This is a genomic window from Streptomyces sp. CY-1 (assembly GCF_047218265.1).
Lineage (GTDB): Bacteria > Actinomycetota > Actinomycetes > Streptomycetales > Streptomycetaceae > Streptomyces > Streptomyces niphimycinicus.
The window spans coordinates 9,520,283-9,536,226 of record NZ_CP178393.1; the positions used below are offsets into that span (position 1 = coordinate 9,520,283).

Below are 15,944 nucleotides of genomic sequence, written 5' to 3' on the forward strand. Positions count from 1 at the left end.
CACCCTCAGCAGCCGTGCCACCGGGCCCATCTCTGCGACCGTGTCATCGACCAGCTCATCCTGTACGAGGAAGTCGTCGGTGCCCTCCGAGAACTCAATGGTGTCAACTGAGATCTCGAAGAGAATGTCGCGGCCGCGTCACTGTGCCTCGACGACGAAGAGGTGCGGGCAATCGGCTCAGCGTCTAGATGATGTTGAGGCGGTCGAGGAACGGTGTCGCGGCGGATGTGTCCCCCGTGATGTGGCAGTGGTCGCGCCAGGGTTTGCGGGTGGTGGCCCAGGCGATGAAGTCGAGGGCCGTGCTGTGGACCTGGGTGGTGGCGTCCGCGCCGGGTGCCACGGTCAGATGCCCGTCCGGCCCGGTCGCGGGGAGGATGGTGACGGTGGTGGCGCCCGGCCCGGTCAGATCGAGGACGAGGGGTTGGCCGACGGTGGCGGTGAGTTCGGGCCCCTGCATCTGGGGGAGGCCGGCGAGCATGAAGTCGATGGCGGGGGCGACCTGGTCGTCGGTCGGTTCCGGCAGGGTGAAGGGGAGCGGTCCGTCGGGGGCGAGCATGTCGTCGCGCAGGTGGCAGAAGACGTTGAACGCCATGGTGTTCGCCAGGAGATGGCGCGGATACGTCCCGAGTCCGGGCACCTCGACGGGCTCGTCTGCGCCGGGCGGTTCCTGGGCCGCTTCCAGGAGGTCCAGTTGCCGGGGGGTGCTGTGCCGCCACTCGTCGAGGACTTCGGTATGGCTCCGGCCACGGCGTTCGTCGACGCGCAGATCGTGGTAGCGCTCGCGGTTCTTCGGCAGGGAGGGGTCGGGTGGCGGCGGATCCACCGCCTCGGAGGCGAGGGCCGCGAGGTGGGCCACCACGTCGATGACGCGCCAGCCGGCGCACGCGGACGGCAGCTCCCACTGCCCGTCGTCCACCTGGGGGACGATCTCGGCTAGTTGCGCCGTGCTCGAACGCGCGGCGGCGAGGCCGGCACGGGTCATCGTTCCTCCCTCGCCTCTCTCGAATCTCTCGCCTCTCGCGAATCCCTCGAGGCGGCGGTCCGGTCAGGACGCGGCCTGGCGGCGGGACGTGCGGTAGGTCGCGGCGACGCCCGCGCGGCCGAGTCCGTCGTCGGCGGCGAGGTGGAGGCGTTCGCTCACGACTTCCGCGATGCCCTCGACGGCGGTCAGGACCGCACCTCTTCCCGCGCCTTCTGCTGGGGGGAGGCGGCCAGAATGGTCAGGGTGCCGGCCACGGCCGGTTCCTTGCTGCCGAGGAGCGCGCCGTCAGTACGACATCGGCGCCGCGGCACGCCTCGGCAGGCGTGTCGCACACCGTGGCGCCGGTGTCGGCCAGCGGTTCGGCGGCGGCGCGGGTGCGGTTCCACGCGCGCAGTCCCAGTCCCGCCGCCGTGATATTGCGTGCCATGGCCTTCCCCATGGTGCCCGTGCCGAGCACCGCGACCACGGGCCTTCCCTGCCCGGACGACGAGGTCCGGTTCGCTGCGCTCATCGTCGCGCCTCCATGCGGGCACCAGGGGGTCAGGCGTCCTGGCCGATCCAGACGGTCTTGGCGTTCATGAACTCCCGCATGCCGAGGTCCGACAGTTCGCGTCCGTAGCCGCTGCGCTTGACGCCGCCGAAGGGGATCTCGGGGTAGCTGGTCGTGTTGCCGTTCACGAAGGCCATGCCCGACTGCACATCGCGGACGAACAGTTCGCGTTCGGCCTCGTCCTCGGTCCACAGGTTCGATCCGAGGCCGTAGGGGTGCCCGTTGGCCTCGCGCAGGGCGTCCTCCAGCGAGGGGACCGCCCACACCTGCGCCACGGGGCCGAAGACCTCCTCGTGGTACATCCGCATCTCCGGCGTGACGCCGGTCAGCACGGTGGGCGGGTAGAACCAGCCGGGCCCGTCCGGGCGTTCGCCGCCCAGCAGTACCGTCGCGCCCTTGCCGACGGCATCGTCGACGTAACCCACCACATCCTGCCGGCCGGACTCGGTGGCCAGCGGCCCGACATCGGTGGCCTCGTCCATCGGGTCACCCACCACCAGCGCCCCCATCTTCGCCACGAACATCTCGATGAAGGAGTCGGCGATGTCCTGGTGCACAAAGAACCGCTTGGCGTTGATGCACGACTGCCCGTTGTTCAGGCACCGCGCCTTCACCGCGACATCGGTGGCCCGCTCCAGATCCGTGGAGGGCATGACGATGAACGGATCGGAGCCGCCGAGTTCGAGGACCACCTTCTTGATCTCATTGCCCGCGATGGTCGCCACCGACCGCCCTGCCGGCTCACTGCCGGTCAGCGTCGCGGCCGCCACCCGCGGGTCGCGCAGCACCTGCTCCACCCTCCCCGAGGAGATCAGCAGAGTCTGGAACACATCCTGGGGGAACCCGGCGTCACGGAAGAGTTCCTCCAGGTACAAGGCGCACTGCGGCACGTTCGAGGCGTGCTTGAGCAGGCCCACGTTCCCCGCCATCAGCGCGGGCGCGGCGAACCGCATGGCCTGCCACAACGGCAGATTCCACGGCATCACCGCGAGCACCACACCGATCGGCTGGTACGAGACGAACGTCTGCTTCGCGCCCACGCGCCCGGCGTCGGCGTCCATGTCCCGCAGGAACGCGGGGCCCTCGGCGGCGTAGAAGCGGAGCCCGTGGATGCACTTGGCCACTTCCTCCTCCGCCGCCCGGAAGGTCTTGCCCATCTCCGTGGTGATCATCCGGCTGACGCTCTCGATCTCCTTCTCCAGGCGTTCGGCCGCATGCTGTAGCCATGCCGCCCGTTCCTCGACGCTCGTCAGCCGGTACGAGGCGGCCGCGGCCGCCGCCCGGGCGAGCTTGTCCTCCAGTTCCTCCGGAGTCAGCTCCTCATACCTCCTGAGGACCTCACCTGTCACAGGACTCGTCGTCGCAATAGCCATAATTCGACGTTAGGACGGTGGGATAGGGCCCGCAAATTCACCCATTTGCCTCAGACGGGATGCGGGGTGGCGGGCCACCCCACTCATCGCCGTGAACCTGGGCACATCACCAGGGCACCACTCCGTTGTCGTCGAAGAGCTGACCGGTGGGGCCGTCGTCGGGCAGCGCGGCCAGCCGGATGGCGATCGCCGCGCCCTGCTCGGCGGTCTGAGTGCCGCTGAACCCATTGAGGTCGGTGGCCACGTAGCCGGGGCAGGCGTTGTTGATCAAGATATTGGTGCCACTCAGCTCCTTGGCGTACTGGATGGTGACGGCGTTGAGGTAGGTCTTCGTCGGCGCGTAGCCCCCGCTGATCCCTCCGAGGTCGACGCCGGGCGTGGTCTGGAGGGCCAGCGAGCCGACATGGCTGGACTGATTGACGATCCGCGGGTGCGCCGAGTGGCGCAGCAGCGGCAGCATCGCGTTGGTGACCCGGATGACGCCGAAGACATTGGTCTCCACCAGCCGCCGCACGGTCTCCAGCTCGATGGTGGTCGGCTCCTCCGGCCAACCGCCCGCGACTCCGGCGTTGTTGACCAGCACATCAAGGCGTCCCGCCCGCTCCTCGATCAGCCGCGCCGCGCCGGTCACGCTCGCGTCGTCGGTGACATCCAAGGGCACGCCGAACGCGTCGGCACCCGCCGCGCGCAGTGCGGCCACGGCGTCCACCCTGCGCTGCTCGTCTCGCACGCCGACACCGACACTCCAGCCCAATGCGCCCAGCCCGGCCGCGATCGCGTACCCGATTCCCTTGTTCGCGCCGGTGACCAGCGCGATGGTCTTCTCACTCATGACAGCGAGCATGGCCGCGCTTCGACCGGGCACCAACACCGTCTCGGTCATGCAGCGATACCCGGGCGGCATCGATCGAACTCCACCGGAGTTACGGTGCGTGGATGGAGATACGCGAGCTGCGGTACTTCGTCGCCATCGCCGAGGAACTGCACTTCGGCAAGGCCGCCGAACGGTTGGAGATGGCCCAGCCGCCCCTGTCCCGCGCCATCGCCGGGCTCGAACGACAGCTCGGGGTCACACTTCTCGAGCGCACCAGCCGCAAGGTCACGCTCACCGAGGCCGGGGCGGTGCTGCTGTCCGAGGGGCGCGCGATCCTCGGCGCGGTGGCCGCGGCCGAGCGGCGTACCCAGCAGGCCGCGCAAAGGTGCTCCCGCCTTGTCCTCGCCGTGAAATCCGGCACCGCCGGTGAGCTGCTGGCCAAACTCCTGGACGCCTATCGCGCGGAGCCCGGCGCGGCCACCGTCGACCTGTTGCTCTGTGAGGCGCATCAGCAACAGAAACTGCTGCGGAATGGGCAAGCCGATGTGGCCCTGCTGCACTTGCCATTCGATTCGGTGGCCGGACTCGACACCGAAATTCTGCATACCGAGCGACAGGTGGCGATCGTGCCCGCCTCTCATTCACTCGCCGGGCGCCCACAGCTCCGGATGGCCGAGGTCACCGAATTGCCGGAACTTCCGATGGCTCGCTGGCCCGGTCCCGATGGCACCTATCCGAAGGGACCGGGGGCAGAGGTACGGAACCTGACACAGCTCTTCCAACTGATCGCGCTCGGCCGTGGCACCGTGATCATCCCCGAGTCCGCCGGCGCCGACCTGCGCCGGGATCTCGCCGCCGTGCCGGTCCTGGATGCTCCGCCGGTGACCACGGTGATCGCTTGGCCCGCGCAGAGCCGACTTCGCGCGGTCGCCGACCTGATCCGCGTAGCGACCGGTCTGTGACCGGCTGTTCATGCCGTCCGCCCCGGCGGCGCCGCGGCCATCGATCGCGCCGCGGCCATGCGCGGGGACTCGGTCTACGCGCCACGGCCATCTACAGTGCTGTAGATTTTCGATGCCACCACCCCACTCATCCATGGAGAAAGCAGGCACCCATGCTAGGGATAAGCGAGCTGGCCCTCCTCCTCATCGTTGTCATCGTCGTCATCGGGGCCAAGAAGCTCCCCGATCTGGTCCGTTCCATGGGCAAGTCGGCCCGTATCTTCAAGAGCGAAGCCAAGGCGATGGCATCCGATGACGACAGCCGGCGGGACCCCTCCGTCCCGAGGGTCATCCAGGCCCAGCCCGGCGATGTGATCAGCTCCCGGACGACGGACCCCGAGCCGGGCAGCGGGAGCAGCGGCACCGGACCGCGCTGACGCCGCCGCGAGGGGCGTGTGGCCTGCCGCTCGTGGTGCCCAGGTCCGCTTCGAGGTCGTCCAGGGCCTGCCGAGCGGCCGCGATCCGTTGACGCAGCGGCTCCGGAGCGGGTCCGATGGGTGCGGGGCCCGGCGGTTCGGCCTGCTCCGCTTCCTCTATGGCGCGGGCTTCCTCGAGGGAGTTGATGACCACGCCGATGAGCAGGTTCACCAGGACGAATGAGCCCAGCAGTACGAACGAGGCGAAGTAGACGATGGTCCAGCGGGAGATCTCCAGTCCCGCCCGTACCGCGTCCCCCAGCCCGTCCAGGGTGATGAGCAGGAAGAGGGTCAGGACGGCCCGGCCGATCGAGCCGTAGTGCTCCGGGTCGTCATCGGCGAAGAACACCCAGCCGACCATGGCGTACACATACAGCACCAGCGTGCCGACCAGCAGGAAGCTCAGGGTGCCGGGAAGGCTCTTGCCGATGGCCGTGATCACCACCCGTATCTGTGGCAGGAACCGCGCGGCCCGCAGCACCCGTGCCAGGCGCAGCAGCCGCAGAACCGTCGCGTTCTCGCGTGTGATGGGCAGGAAGGCCAGCGCCACGACGGCCATGTCGAACAGGTTCCAGGGATCGCGGAAGAAGTCCCCGGGCCGGTCCCCGTGGGCCACCATCCGCAAGAGGATCTCGGCCGTGAAAATCGCCAGGAACCCGTGTTCCAGCGCCTTCAGTTCGGTGTGCCAGTCCGCCACCACACCGCTGTACGTCTCGACGCCGAGGACCGCGGCATTGGCCATGATGACGCTGAAGACCACCCCACCGAACCAGCCCGAGTCGACGACCCGGCGGGAACCCTCCACGAGGGCGTGCACCTTGGGCGCGGCAGTACCGTTCACCATCTCGCTTCCATCAGTTCTGAGCCGCCACTCGCAGCCGAGGTTGCCCCGTATCCACCTATGGCAGCAGGCCGAACACCGCTGCCCCTACGTGCTTTCGCGATATCCGGTCGAGCAGGACGATGGAAGCCGCTTCCGCCACCGGTTCGGGGACCGGCCGCACGGCACCGTCCGGGTATGCCGTGTCGGGCCCGGGTAACGCGTGCAGCAGGCGGTCAATACCCCGCTGGTGCCGGGCGAAGACGCGTGGTGGAGCCCACCGGCCCCGCGCCTTCTGCCCCGCCAGCGCCTCGTCCGCCCCGACGTCCAGGAGCACCACGTGCAACTCCCGTTGCTCCCGCCGGGTGTGCCGGGCCAGCCAGCGGCGGAGCCAGGGCCGACTGCCGCAGTCGTGCACCAGCAGGGGGGACAGGCGGCGCATCCGCCGACGTAACCCCTGAAAATGTCTGAGTCGAGACCATGGCCGGTATACGCCGTACGGCAGCCAATCGGGCATGGCCGCCTCGCAGGCGAGCCGGACCGCCCGCGGATCGATGGCGGGCGCCGCCTTGGACCAGCGTGCGATCAACGTGCTCTTTCCGCTGCCGGGCAGGCCGGAAACGACCACCACGGCGTTGGCCGGGTAGGCCAGGACGGCGGGGGCGTCGGCCCTCCCGCGCAGGTCGACCACGCCCCGCGGCCGAAGGCATCTGCCTGGCGGGCGGCTCGGCGGCGCCGCCGAGCCCACCTCGTCGATCGTGCTCACGGATGCCTCTTATTCCGCGGTCACACCACGAAGACGGCCGACTCCGCCTGAGGCGGGATTGCCGCCTTTGGGCAGGCTCACAGTCACGGGGCACGGCTCCTGGGTTTCAAGTGACCAACACACGGGGGGCGGACGGGCGCGAAGGCTCGCGGAAGTAGATTTCCGCTGTCGCCGGGTGCCGGATCCGGCCATAAATCTACAGCACTGTAGAAGCAGGGGTGTGCCGCAACCGATCATTTGAAGCCAAGGGGGCGAGGGGTGCCGCGGCGGCGCGTGAGGGGACTCTACAAACCTGTAGATTCTGTTTTCTCCTCACAATGGAGGTATTACTGAGAAGGAGATGCAGATGACGCTGTGGGACCGCCTCAAGGACACGGTCCAGACGATGCAGGCTCAGCTCACGGCGAAGAAGAACGACTTGCGGAGCGGGGCCTTCCGGGACGCGAGCATGGCGATGTGCGCCCTGGTGGCCGCGGCGGACGGCACGATCGATCTGTCCGAACGGCAGCGCGTCGCCCAGCTCATCGCCACCAACGACGTGCTCCAGAACTTTCCCCCGGACGAGCTGCACCGCCGCTTCGAGGACCACCTCGACGCGCTCACCACGGACTTCGCCCTCGGCATGGCGAGCGCCATGCGGGAGATCGGCAAGGCGAGGAGAAGGCCCGCCGAGGCCCGGGCCGTCATCCAGATCGGCATCGTCATCGGCTGCGCCGACGGCTACTTCGACGACAGCGAACGGGACGTCGTCCGCGAGGCTTGCTCGGCCCTGGACATCCCCCCGACCGAATTCGACCTCCACCGCCCCCTCCGCGTCCCCCGCCCGTACCGGGGCCCGGACGAGCTCCCGCCGGTGGCCGGTGACCAGGCGTCGGAGCGGGCCGACTCCGGTGCGGCGCAGGGGATACGACCCGGGGCCGCCGTACCCGGCGACGACCTCCAGGTCTTCCTCAAGGCGCTGACCAGCGGAACCCGGCAGAGGCTCTTCGCACACTTCCTCGACGGCGAGGAGCTGACCGTCGGTGAGGTCGCCGAGCGCACCGGACTCGGCCCGTCGACCACCTCCGAGCACCTCGCGGTCCTCCGGCGCGGTGGCCTGCTCCAGTCGACGCGCAGCGGCAAACTGGTCCGCTACCGCGCCGACCGGGAAGGCATCGCCGAACTGCTCGGCCAGCTCCACTCCTACCTCCTCGCCCCCTCGCGGGCCCACGAGCGGGCGGGGGAGCGGGCCCACGGGCGGCGGCTACCGGGATGAGTCGGGGTACGCGGCGGTCGCGCGGATTTCGACGAGGAGTCCCGGGCTGGCGAGGCCGCTGACCCCGATGATCGTCCAGGTCGGGTAGGGCGCTTCGACGAGGCGCTGCTTGGCCTCGACGAAGCCGGACAGGTGCTGGCGGATGTCGACGTGGTAGCTGGTGACGTCGACGAGGGCGGACAGGTCGAGGTTCTCCAGCCGAAGGATCTCCTCGATCTTCCGGATGGCGATCTCGGTCTGCTCCTCGATGGTGTCCGGGATGGTTCCGTCGGCTCGGCGGCCGATCGTTCCCGCGATGAACAGAAGGCCGTGCGCGCGGACCGCGGCGGAATAGCCGAAGCCCGCGAAGGCGCTGGTGGTTTGCCCGAAGACCGCGTTGTCCTCGGGGATCTCGACGGTGTGGACGGTCATTGTGGTGCTTCCTTTTCCTTGTTGACGGAGTTGTGGAGTCGGCGGAGTCAGTTGCCCCAGCGGGACGAACTACAGGCGTGCTCCAGCCGGGTCCGGCCGTAGGTTTCGCGTTCGCGGAGGAATTCGCCGGGAATCGTGTACCGAGGTGCGTTCGCCGGGTTCTTCGCGGCCTGCGCGACGATCGCGTCGGTGAGTGAGCGGATCATGTCCAGCCGTGGATAGGCGGCGTGCACGGCGTCGGCCTGCTCATCGGTGACGGCGTCGATGTGGCCGCCCCCCAGTGGGCCGCCGAAGTCGAGGGCGACGCCTTCGCGGACGAGCACGCACAGCGTGCCGTGGCGTTCCGCGATACCCGGCGAGGTGTGCAGGGCGATGGCCTGCCAGACCTGGTCGGCGTCGGCCGTGGGCACTCCGCGTTCGATGAGGAACGCGGCCGCCCGGTCGGCGCCTTCGACCTCGAACCGATGGCTGTGCGGGCCGTCCGACGCCACACCGAGGTCGTGCATCGCGCACGCGGCGAACAACAGGTCGTCGTGGTAGTCGTGGCCGACGGCCAGGCCGAGGCGGCCGGCCACCAGCCGGGCGAACAGATAGCTGCGGACGCTGTGGTTGAACACGGACGGCGTTTCCAGCGGTCGGACGAGGTTCACGACGGCGTCGGCAAGCGGTGTGCCGGGCAGCGTGATCAGGTCGGCGGCCGCCTCGTGGGTAGATCCGGTCATGTCCTCAGCCTCGCCGCGACCGCCCTGACCTGGCGAGAGGCAAAATTTCCTTACTTCGATAGAATCTTGCCATGACAGTGCATCGAGTCGCGGTCCTGGCGCTGGACGGGGTCACCCCGCTCGACCTGGCGATCCCGACGCAGATCTTCACCACCCGGCCGGAAACCCCTTACGAGATGACCCTGTGCGCGCTGGACGCGAAGGTGGTCACCAGCGCGGGTTTCGCCCTGGTCGCCGACGGGGAGCTGGCGCAGGTGCGCACCGCCGACACCGTGGTCGTGCCGGGATTCGAACCGAACCTCCGGCTGCCGGACGCCGTGCTCGGCACGCTGGCCGAGGCCCGCGACCGAGGCACACGTGTGGTGTCGATCTGCACGGGCGCCTTCGCACTGGCCGCGGCGGGCGTGCTGGACGGGCTGCACGCCACGACCCACTGGAAACACATCGACGAGCTCGAACGGGACTTCCCGGCCGTCAAGGTCGACCGCGATGTGCTCTACGTCGACGAGGGCGATGTGCTCACGTCGGCCGGGGTGTGCTGCGGTATCGACCTGTGCCTGCACCTCGTACGCCGCGACCTGGGCGCGGTGGTGGCCAACGAGATCGCCCGCGGTCTGGTGGCCGCCCCCCATCGGGACGGTGGACAGGCCCAGTACGTACCGGCTCCCGTCGCGGTGGCCGGTGAGGCATCGCTGTCCGGTACCCGGGGATGGGCCCTGCACCGGCTGGGCGAGCCGCTCACACTGCGCGTACTCGCCCGGCACGCGGGTGTCTCGCAGCGCACCTTCATGCGCCGGTTCACCGAGGAGACGGGCACGACCCCGTTGCAGTGGTTGCAGGGCGCCCGCCTGAGCAGGGCGCGGGAACTGCTGGAAACCACGGACCACCCGATGGACCGGGTGGCGCGGGACTGCGGACTGGGCACGGCGGCCAACCTGCGGTTGCACTTCCGGCGCGCACTGGGCACCACCCCCACCGCCTACCGCCGCACCTTCGGCCGCTCGACGCCGCCCAGTCCGGCCGGTTCACCAGCAGCCATGCGCGCGGACTGAAAACGGCCACCACGACGCTGACGGCCCGCTCCGGTGACCGCGTGGCGTGCGTGGTGTCACGGGCGCTCTGTCTGCGTGGGCAGCGGGTCGAGCACGGGGTTGGTGAGGTGCTGGTAGATGATCGAGGTGCGGAAGCCGACGATCTCCCGGCGGTTGGTGAACTGGTCCAGGAGAAAGGCGTGCAGGTGGTCGATGTCCGGGACCGTGACGTGGACGAGGAAGTCGTCGCTGCCGGCCATCGTGTAGACGGAGACCACCTCTGGAAGCTGGGTCACCGACTGCTCGAAGGCGGCGACGACCTCCCGGCGCAGCGGCCGGACCTGGGTGAAGACCATCGCCTGCACGGAGCGGTTGAGCGCCCGCAGCGAGACTTGGGCCCGGTAGCCCTGGATGATGCCGCGCTTGTGCAGCAACCTGGTGCGTTCGAGGCAGGTGGAGGGGGCGATACCGAGCTTCTCGGCGAGGGCCCGGTTGGACTGCCGACCATCGGCCTGTAGATGGTGCACGATCGCCGAATCAAGTTCATCCATGACTGCCTCCTGGATCGCCATACCGAACTTACTTCGGCGTCACGTCAACCATTCCGTGCATCAGCCTAGCTTTGGCGGCATGAGCCGAGCGCTTGCACACGAAGACGTGACTATTCGACGTGGCCGCCGTTCCGGGCTGCCGCTGATCGTGGCCATCCACTCCCGGGCCCTGGGCCCGGCGGTCGGCGGCTGCCGACTGCGCCGCTACGACACCTGGCAGCAGGGACTGGCCGACGCGCTGCGCCTGTCGGAGGCGATGACCTACAAGGCCGCGGTGGCCGGTCTGGACTTCGGCGGCGGCAAGAGCGTGGTCGCCCTCGACAACGACACCGCGCTCACCCCACAGTCGCGTGCGGCAGCGCTGGAGGACCTGGGCGAGCTGATCGCCTCCTTCCAGGGTTCCTACCGCACCGGCCCCGACGTCGGCACCGGCCCCGAGGACATGGTGGTCCTGCGGCGCTTCTCGCCGTACGCGTACTGCGCGCCCGAGGAGCACGGCGGTACCGGCAACTCCGGAGGCCCGACCGCCACCGGCGTCCTGGCGGCCCTGCGCGCCGGTGCGCGGCATGTATTCGGCGATGCCTCCTGCACCGGACGGACCGTGGTGATCAGCGGCTTCGGATCGGTGGGCAGCGGTATCGCCGCCGGCCTGGCCGCCGAGGGCGCGCAGGTCGTCGTGTCGGACCTGGAAGCCTCCCGTAAGGAGGCGGCCCTGGCGAGCGGATACGGCTGGGTCGAGCCCGGTCGGGCTCTGTCCGCGCCGGCCGACATCCTGGTCCCGGCCGCCGTCGGCGGCGTACTCGATGACGTGACCGTCCCCCGGATCACCGCGCGCCTGGTCGTCGGCCCGGCGAACAACCAGCTCACCGAGGAGCGGGTGGCCGATGTCCTCGCGGAGCGGGGCATCGTCTGGGTGCCCGACTATGTCGCCAGTGCCGGCGGTATCGCCTACGCCCTGAGCCGGGAGTCGGAAGGCTACAGCCACGAGGCCGCGCAGCAACGGGTGGAGGGCATCGGCGACACCGTGACCCACATCCTTGACCTGGCGCACTCGACGGGCACCACCCCGCTGCGAGCGGCCCACCAGATCGCCGAGCGCCGACTGGCATCCTCGGCCTCGGAGTTCCAGGGCGCCTGATGGCCGGGGACAACACCACCCCGACCACGCTGCAACGGGGCGGTCAGCTCCCAGAGTTCATCAGGAACCAGACGCTTCGATAGATCAGCACCCACGACCGGCATCGTGCCGCACGAGCATCACGTCACGTGAGACAACCTCTAAGCCTTGATCGGTGCGGCCGACCTGGCGGCCCGCTCGATCTTCGCGTAGTAGGCCGCACGGGCTTCCTCGTCGATCTGCTGCTCGTTCTCGGCGCGCACCCCGGTCCGGCCGTCGAGGCCCTCGCGCAGGATATCGGCGTGCCCGGCATGCCGGATGGACTCGCCGAGGACATGGACCATGATGGCGAACAGGTTCGTGTTGGGATAAGGCTCCGGCCACCACGGCACGTGGCCGGGGGCGTCGAGGGGAAGCTCGTTGATCGTCGCATCCGAGTGTTCCCATGTGCGCCGGTAGAACTCGATGATCTGATCGCGAGTCTCGTCCTCGGTCGCCCGCAGATCGCTGCCGTTGGAGTCCTGCCACCGGGGCAGCGGTTCCGGGGAAGGGCGGTCGAAGACCTCGCCGAAGTACCTGGCCTCCACGGTGGCCACGTGTTTGACCAGGCCGAGGAGGTTGGTCCCGGTCGCTGTCAAAGGCCGGCGGGCGTCGTATTCGGACAAGCCGTCGAGTTTCCAGAGCAGCGCCTTGCGGTCCCGCCGCAGCCTCCCGTGCAGGTTGTCTTTCGCGAATTCATCGATCACGCGGCATGAGCCTGCCATGGGCTGCTCGTGGTCTCAAGATCCAAACGCTCACTGCGCGGGCGTCCGGGGGCGCGGCACGAAGTGGAAGGGACGGCCGCCGTTGTCAACAGTGAGCGTCCCGTGACGGCCGGCACTCGACCACTCCAATTCAAGGAGCCACTCGATCTCGAAGGCCGAGGCAGCGGGGTGGACCTCGAATAGTTCAGGGTCACTGCTGGTGACGGTGAACGGAAAGTCCGGGCCGTCCAGGGGCCGGAGAACCGGGTGATCTGCGTCCAGGTCGGTGGTGAACCCCCGTGTCTCCAGGTGGCTCATGATCAGGCCCCAATGTTGTGCAGGACGCGGGACTTTACGGGAGAGCACGACAGGACGCATTCCCCTGAGCACCACGGCCTGTGCAGCGAGCCCTTCCACGAGCACGCTGGCCCCATCTTCCGGAGTCCACGTGCCTGCCCACGCATGGGGGGCGGCTGGTTCGTCTGCCCACCGGTAGACGTCATTGGCCGTCCGGATGCCTGAACCGGTCGCCATACAGGGGGTCTCGAGTTTCCGCGACTGGTTGGCGTGGTGGATGGTGACGCCACCATGAATGACGCCCGCTTGGACAACCGGACCGTCCACGTGCGAACGGTCGGACAAGGAGTTCTCGGTGTGCAGTCGCTGCACTGGCTCTGTCGGTTCCTCAGGCACGCCCAACTCCCCCATGTGATCCCACCAGTGCCAACGGTTCCATCAGCGTGGCACAGGTCACCCGGGGCCGTCCGGATTTCTGTGTTCTCGTGCGCTTCTTGAAACGCGGAGGTGTCGTTCTCCTTGTAGATCTTGGCGAAGGGGCCCCAGCGCAGGCGACGGCGCGTATCCTCGGCGTCTTTGTGCCGACGGTCGACGCCCAGGGGCTGGACCATGCCGCGATCCGTCGTTGGGGTGCGCCGCCGCATGCGCGGATACTGGGCGCATGCGTATTGACTTCGAGCCCGAGGCCATGGGGCCCACTCCGTTCTACAAGCTGCTGACCTCGGTGATCGTGCCTCGGCCGATTGCCTGGGTGTCGACGGTGGGCCGGGATGGCTCCGCGAATCTCGCTCCGCACTCGTTCTTCACCGTGGCGGCCGTGGCTCCGCCCATCGTGCAGTTCACCTCCGTGGGGCGTAAGGACTCACTGCGGAACGTCGAGGACACCGGGGAGTTCGTGGTGAACCTCGCGCCGGAGGGGCTGTTCGAGCAGATCAACGCGACCGCGACGGACTTTCCGCACGGGGTGAGCGAGTTCGAGGCGGTGGGGGTGGCGCAGGAGGCGAGTGCGCGGGTGAAGCCGCCTCGGGTGGCGGGGTCGCCGGTGGCGTTGGAGTGTGTGGTGCACAGCACGATGGGGCTCGGCAATTCGACGGTGGTCTTCGGGCGGGTGGTGCATGCCGCGATCGACGACGCGGTGATGGTCGACGGGCATGCGGAGATCACCCGGCTGCGGCCGCTGTCCCGGCTGGGGAAGAACGAGTGGGGCACGGTCGGTGAGGTGCTGGATCTGGCCCGGATCCGTTACGCGGACTGGGAGGGTCAGGGGCCCGAGAAGGTGTGAGGCCAGGGGCCGGAGGAAGGGGCCGCGGTGATCGAGAGCGTTGTGTTCGACATCGGCTCGACCCTGGTCCGTGAGGACCGCTACTGGGGTTCCTGGGCCGACTGGCTCGGGGTGCCGCGGCACACTCTGTCCGCGCTGGTGGGGGCCGTCGTCGCGCAGGGGCGGGACGACAAGGACGCGCTCCGTCTGGTGCGGCCGGGCGTGGACATCGACGCCGAGTGGCGGGCGCGGGAGGCGGCGGGGCGGGGGGAGTGGCTGGACGAGTCGGATGTGTACCCCGATGTGCGGTCCGCGCTCGCCGGGCTGCGGGAGTCGGGGCCGCGGGTGGTGCTGGCCGGGAATCAGACGCTGCGGGCGGGTGCGCTGCTGCGGGAGCTGGGGCTGCCGGTCGATGCCGTGGCGACGTCCAGTGAGTGGGGGGTCGCCAAGCCCGATCCGGAGTTCTTCCGGCGGGTGGTGGCGCTCGGCGGGGCCGCGCCGGGGGACACGCTGTACGTGGGTGACTATCCGGCCTTCGACATCCGGCCGGCGAAGGCCGCCGGGCTGCGGGCCGCGCATATCCGCCGGGGGCCGTGGGCCTATCTGTGGGCCGATACCGCCGACGCGGCGATGGCGGACTGGCGGATCGACTCGTTGAGTGAGCTGGTGGAGATCGTCGCCGAACGGTCGGTGTGAGCGTCCCCGTGGCCTGCCGGCTCAGGGCAGGGGCGTGCGCTGGGTGAGGAATTCACACCCGGTGTGATGCGAGTGCTTGCATATATCTACCGCACACCCTTCCCCGGTGCCCCGCATGGCGATTGACTCGTCCCATGCCGCTCAGGGGGCGCCAGACCTGAGCGAAGGGGCCGCCGGACTCCTCCCTCCTCGGCCGGCGGCCCATCTCCCTGTCCGTGTGGAGAAGCGCGTCAGCCCGCCGACTCGGCCGCGTGGGCGCTCAGCACACCGAAGCCCACCAGTGCGAAGAGCGCGAGGCCCAGCAGAATCCGGTAGATCACAAACGGCATGAAGCTCTTGCTGGAAATAAACTTCATAAACCACGCGATAACGACATATCCGACAACGAAGGCGATAACGGTCGCGAAGATCGTCGGGCCCCATGCCGTATGCCCCTCGGACGCGTCCTTCAGCTCGAAGGCGCCCGAGGCCAGCACCGCCGGGACCGCGAGCAGGAAGGAGTAGCGGGCCGCCGCCTCGCGGGTGTAGCCCATGAGCAGTCCGCCGCTGATGGTCGCGCCGGACCGGGAGACGCCCGGCACCAGCGCCATCGCCTGGCAGACGCCGAATATGAGGCCGTCGCGGATGCTGAGCTCCTTCAGCGTCTTGCGCTGGTTGGCGACGCGATGCCGGCCGCCCGACTCATCGCGCGCCGCACGCCGGTCCGCGAAGCCCAGGACGACGCCCATGACCACGAGGGTCGTGGCGATGAGCCGCAGATCGCGGAACGGACCGTCGATCGCGTCCTGGAGGGTGAGCCCGAGCACACCGATGGGCAGCGAGCCGACGATCACCAGCCAGCCCATCTGGGCGTCGTGGTTGCCGCGCCACTCCTTGCTGAAGAGCGAGCGGAACCACGCCGACACGATGTTGACGATGTCCTTGCGGAAGTAGATGAGCACCGCGAGCTCCGTGCCGATCTGGGTGATCGCGGTGAACGCGGGCCCAGGGTCGCTCCAGCCGGCGAACGCGGCCGTGAGCCGTAGATGGGCGCTGGAGGAGATCGGAAGAAACTCAGTCAACCCCTGGACCAGCCCGAGGATGAATGATTCAAACCACGACATTGAGTCTTCGCTATCCAGAGGCTGATCGTGCGCTG

Annotated in this window: 18 protein-coding genes and 2 pseudogenes; 8 read left to right on the forward strand and 12 right to left on the reverse strand. The window is 69.0% G+C overall.

All coding sequences use genetic code 11. The features are described 5' to 3' along the window. Window positions 1-184: 184 nt before the first annotated feature. The 4 genes and pseudogenes from ACK1X7_RS40920 to ACK1X7_RS40935 form a co-directional block, all read right to left on the reverse strand. Window positions 185-982, reverse strand: coding sequence for a maleylpyruvate isomerase family mycothiol-dependent enzyme (locus ACK1X7_RS40920; RefSeq protein WP_385146713.1), 798 nt, complete (start codon window positions 980-982; stop codon window positions 185-187). Window positions 983-1,265: 283 nt separating this feature from the next. Then, a pseudogene (locus ACK1X7_RS40925) lies at window positions 1,266-1,493 on the reverse strand (NAD(P)-binding domain-containing protein); the annotation flags it as partial. Window positions 1,494-1,522: 29 nt separating this feature from the next. Continuing rightward, complete coding sequence (locus tag ACK1X7_RS40930) at window positions 1,523-2,905, reverse strand: NADP-dependent succinic semialdehyde dehydrogenase (protein ID WP_385146711.1); 1,383 nt, start codon at window positions 2,903-2,905, stop codon at window positions 1,523-1,525. 106 nt (window positions 2,906-3,011) lie between these two features. After that, window positions 3,012-3,749 carry an SDR family NAD(P)-dependent oxidoreductase gene (locus ACK1X7_RS40935; protein ID WP_385146733.1) on the reverse strand — a complete coding sequence of 246 codons (738 nt, stop codon included), beginning with the start codon at window positions 3,747-3,749 and terminating at the stop codon, window positions 3,012-3,014. Window positions 3,750-3,841: 92 nt separating this feature from the next. Between ACK1X7_RS40935 and ACK1X7_RS40940 the strand changes: the two genes are divergently transcribed. Both ACK1X7_RS40940 and tatA read left to right on the forward strand, forming a co-directional pair. After that, complete coding sequence (locus tag ACK1X7_RS40940) at window positions 3,842-4,681, forward strand: LysR family transcriptional regulator (protein WP_413116458.1); 840 nt, start codon at window positions 3,842-3,844, stop codon at window positions 4,679-4,681. A 152-nt stretch (window positions 4,682-4,833) separates the two neighbouring features. Beyond that, window positions 4,834-5,097 carry a Sec-independent protein translocase subunit TatA gene (gene tatA, locus ACK1X7_RS40945; protein WP_361498128.1) on the forward strand — a complete coding sequence of 88 codons (264 nt, stop codon included), beginning with the start codon at window positions 4,834-4,836 and terminating at the stop codon, window positions 5,095-5,097. Here tatA and ACK1X7_RS40950 read toward each other — a convergent pair. Both ACK1X7_RS40950 and ACK1X7_RS40955 read right to left on the reverse strand, forming a co-directional pair. After that, on the reverse strand, window positions 5,036-5,980 hold the full coding sequence (locus ACK1X7_RS40950) for an ion transporter (protein WP_413116459.1): 945 nt from the start codon (window positions 5,978-5,980) through the stop codon (window positions 5,036-5,038). The two genes, tatA and ACK1X7_RS40950, sit on opposite strands and share 62 nt — an antisense overlap. A 55-nt stretch (window positions 5,981-6,035) precedes the next feature. Then, window positions 6,036-6,722 carry an AAA family ATPase gene (locus ACK1X7_RS40955; RefSeq protein ID WP_390795602.1) on the reverse strand — a complete coding sequence of 229 codons (687 nt, stop codon included), beginning with the start codon at window positions 6,720-6,722 and terminating at the stop codon, window positions 6,036-6,038. 346 nt (window positions 6,723-7,068) lie between these two features. Here ACK1X7_RS40955 and ACK1X7_RS40960 point away from each other — a divergent pair. After that, window positions 7,069-7,521 (forward strand): annotated as a pseudogene (locus tag ACK1X7_RS40960) (tellurite resistance TerB family protein); the annotation flags it as partial. Window positions 7,522-7,575: 54 nt separating this feature from the next. Further along, window positions 7,576-7,977, forward strand: coding sequence for an ArsR/SmtB family transcription factor (locus ACK1X7_RS40965; RefSeq protein WP_385146731.1), 402 nt, complete (start codon window positions 7,576-7,578; stop codon window positions 7,975-7,977). Here the strand turns inward: ACK1X7_RS40965 and ACK1X7_RS40970 are convergent. Together ACK1X7_RS40970 and ACK1X7_RS40975 are read right to left on the reverse strand one after the other, a co-directional pair. Continuing rightward, window positions 7,966-8,388 carry a Rid family hydrolase gene (locus tag ACK1X7_RS40970; RefSeq protein ID WP_385146703.1) on the reverse strand — a complete coding sequence of 141 codons (423 nt, stop codon included), beginning with the start codon at window positions 8,386-8,388 and terminating at the stop codon, window positions 7,966-7,968. The genes ACK1X7_RS40965 and ACK1X7_RS40970 overlap by 12 nt on opposite strands. A gap of 47 nt (window positions 8,389-8,435) precedes the next feature. Then, the gene (locus tag ACK1X7_RS40975; protein ID WP_385146701.1) at window positions 8,436-9,110 is read right to left on the reverse strand and encodes an HD domain-containing protein; all 675 of its coding nucleotides are present in this window, start codon (window positions 9,108-9,110) and stop codon (window positions 8,436-8,438) included. A gap of 71 nt (window positions 9,111-9,181) precedes the next feature. On the opposite strand from ACK1X7_RS40975, the gene ACK1X7_RS40980 reads away from it, so the two are divergent. Beyond that, window positions 9,182-10,162, forward strand: a complete 981-nt coding sequence (locus tag ACK1X7_RS40980) for a GlxA family transcriptional regulator (protein WP_385146699.1) — start codon at window positions 9,182-9,184, stop codon at window positions 10,160-10,162. A gap of 56 nt (window positions 10,163-10,218) precedes the next feature. Here the strand turns inward: ACK1X7_RS40980 and ACK1X7_RS40985 are convergent, their stop codons facing one another. Further along, window positions 10,219-10,692, reverse strand: a complete 474-nt coding sequence (locus ACK1X7_RS40985) for an Lrp/AsnC family transcriptional regulator (protein WP_385146697.1) — start codon at window positions 10,690-10,692, stop codon at window positions 10,219-10,221. A gap of 106 nt (window positions 10,693-10,798) precedes the next feature. Here ACK1X7_RS40985 and ACK1X7_RS40990 point away from each other — a divergent pair, with 106 nt between their 5' ends. After that, the gene (locus ACK1X7_RS40990; protein WP_390795601.1) at window positions 10,799-11,830 is read left to right on the forward strand and encodes a Glu/Leu/Phe/Val dehydrogenase dimerization domain-containing protein; all 1,032 of its coding nucleotides are present in this window, start codon (window positions 10,799-10,801) and stop codon (window positions 11,828-11,830) included. A gap of 140 nt (window positions 11,831-11,970) precedes the next feature. On the opposite strand, the gene ACK1X7_RS40995 is transcribed toward ACK1X7_RS40990, so the two are convergent. Further along, a complete protein-coding gene (locus tag ACK1X7_RS40995) occupies window positions 11,971-12,555 on the reverse strand; it encodes a DinB family protein (protein ID WP_413116460.1) in 585 nt (194 codons plus the stop codon). 48 nt (window positions 12,556-12,603) lie between these two features. After that, the gene (locus ACK1X7_RS41000; RefSeq protein WP_385146691.1) at window positions 12,604-13,245 is read right to left on the reverse strand and encodes a hypothetical protein; all 642 of its coding nucleotides are present in this window, start codon (window positions 13,243-13,245) and stop codon (window positions 12,604-12,606) included. Window positions 13,246-13,510: 265 nt separating this feature from the next. Between ACK1X7_RS41000 and ACK1X7_RS41005 the strand changes: the two genes are divergently transcribed. Both ACK1X7_RS41005 and ACK1X7_RS41010 read left to right on the forward strand, forming a co-directional pair. Next, window positions 13,511-14,131: a flavin reductase family protein gene (locus ACK1X7_RS41005; protein ID WP_385146689.1), complete on the forward strand. Its 621-nt coding sequence runs from the start codon at window positions 13,511-13,513 to the stop codon at window positions 14,129-14,131. A 27-nt stretch (window positions 14,132-14,158) separates the two neighbouring features. After that, window positions 14,159-14,806 carry an HAD family hydrolase gene (locus ACK1X7_RS41010; protein WP_385146687.1) on the forward strand — a complete coding sequence of 216 codons (648 nt, stop codon included), beginning with the start codon at window positions 14,159-14,161 and terminating at the stop codon, window positions 14,804-14,806. A 230-nt stretch (window positions 14,807-15,036) separates the two neighbouring features. Here ACK1X7_RS41010 and ACK1X7_RS41015 read toward each other — a convergent pair whose 3' ends face one another. Then, a complete protein-coding gene (locus ACK1X7_RS41015; RefSeq protein WP_385146685.1) occupies window positions 15,037-15,909 on the reverse strand; it encodes an undecaprenyl-diphosphate phosphatase in 873 nt (290 codons plus the stop codon). Window positions 15,910-15,944 lie beyond the last annotated feature (35 nt).

Coding starts and splice junctions, on each gene's coding strand:
- ACK1X7_RS40985 (WP_385146697.1), bottom strand. CDS start 10,692: ATGGATGAACTTGATTCGGCGATCGTGCACCATCTACAGGCCGATGGT.
- ACK1X7_RS40935 (WP_385146733.1), bottom strand. CDS start 3,749: ATGCTCGCTGTCATGAGTGAGAAGACCATCGCGCTGGTCACCGGCGCG.
- ACK1X7_RS40975 (WP_385146701.1), bottom strand. CDS start 9,110: ATGACCGGATCTACCCACGAGGCGGCCGCCGACCTGATCACGCTGCCC.
- ACK1X7_RS40950 (WP_413116459.1), bottom strand. CDS start 5,980: ATGGTGAACGGTACTGCCGCGCCCAAGGTGCACGCCCTCGTGGAGGGT.
- ACK1X7_RS40940 (WP_413116458.1), top strand. CDS start 3,842: ATGGAGATACGCGAGCTGCGGTACTTCGTCGCCATCGCCGAGGAACTG.
- ACK1X7_RS40970 (WP_385146703.1), bottom strand. CDS start 8,388: ATGACCGTCCACACCGTCGAGATCCCCGAGGACAACGCGGTCTTCGGG.
- ACK1X7_RS40920 (WP_385146713.1), bottom strand. CDS start 982: ATGACCCGTGCCGGCCTCGCCGCCGCGCGTTCGAGCACGGCGCAACTA.
- ACK1X7_RS41005 (WP_385146689.1), top strand. CDS start 13,511: ATGCGTATTGACTTCGAGCCCGAGGCCATGGGGCCCACTCCGTTCTAC.
- ACK1X7_RS40930 (WP_385146711.1), bottom strand. CDS start 2,905: ATGGCTATTGCGACGACGAGTCCTGTGACAGGTGAGGTCCTCAGGAGG.
- ACK1X7_RS40980 (WP_385146699.1), top strand. CDS start 9,182: ATGACAGTGCATCGAGTCGCGGTCCTGGCGCTGGACGGGGTCACCCCG.
- tatA (WP_361498128.1), top strand. CDS start 4,834: ATGCTAGGGATAAGCGAGCTGGCCCTCCTCCTCATCGTTGTCATCGTC.
- ACK1X7_RS41015 (WP_385146685.1), bottom strand. CDS start 15,909: ATGTCGTGGTTTGAATCATTCATCCTCGGGCTGGTCCAGGGGTTGACT.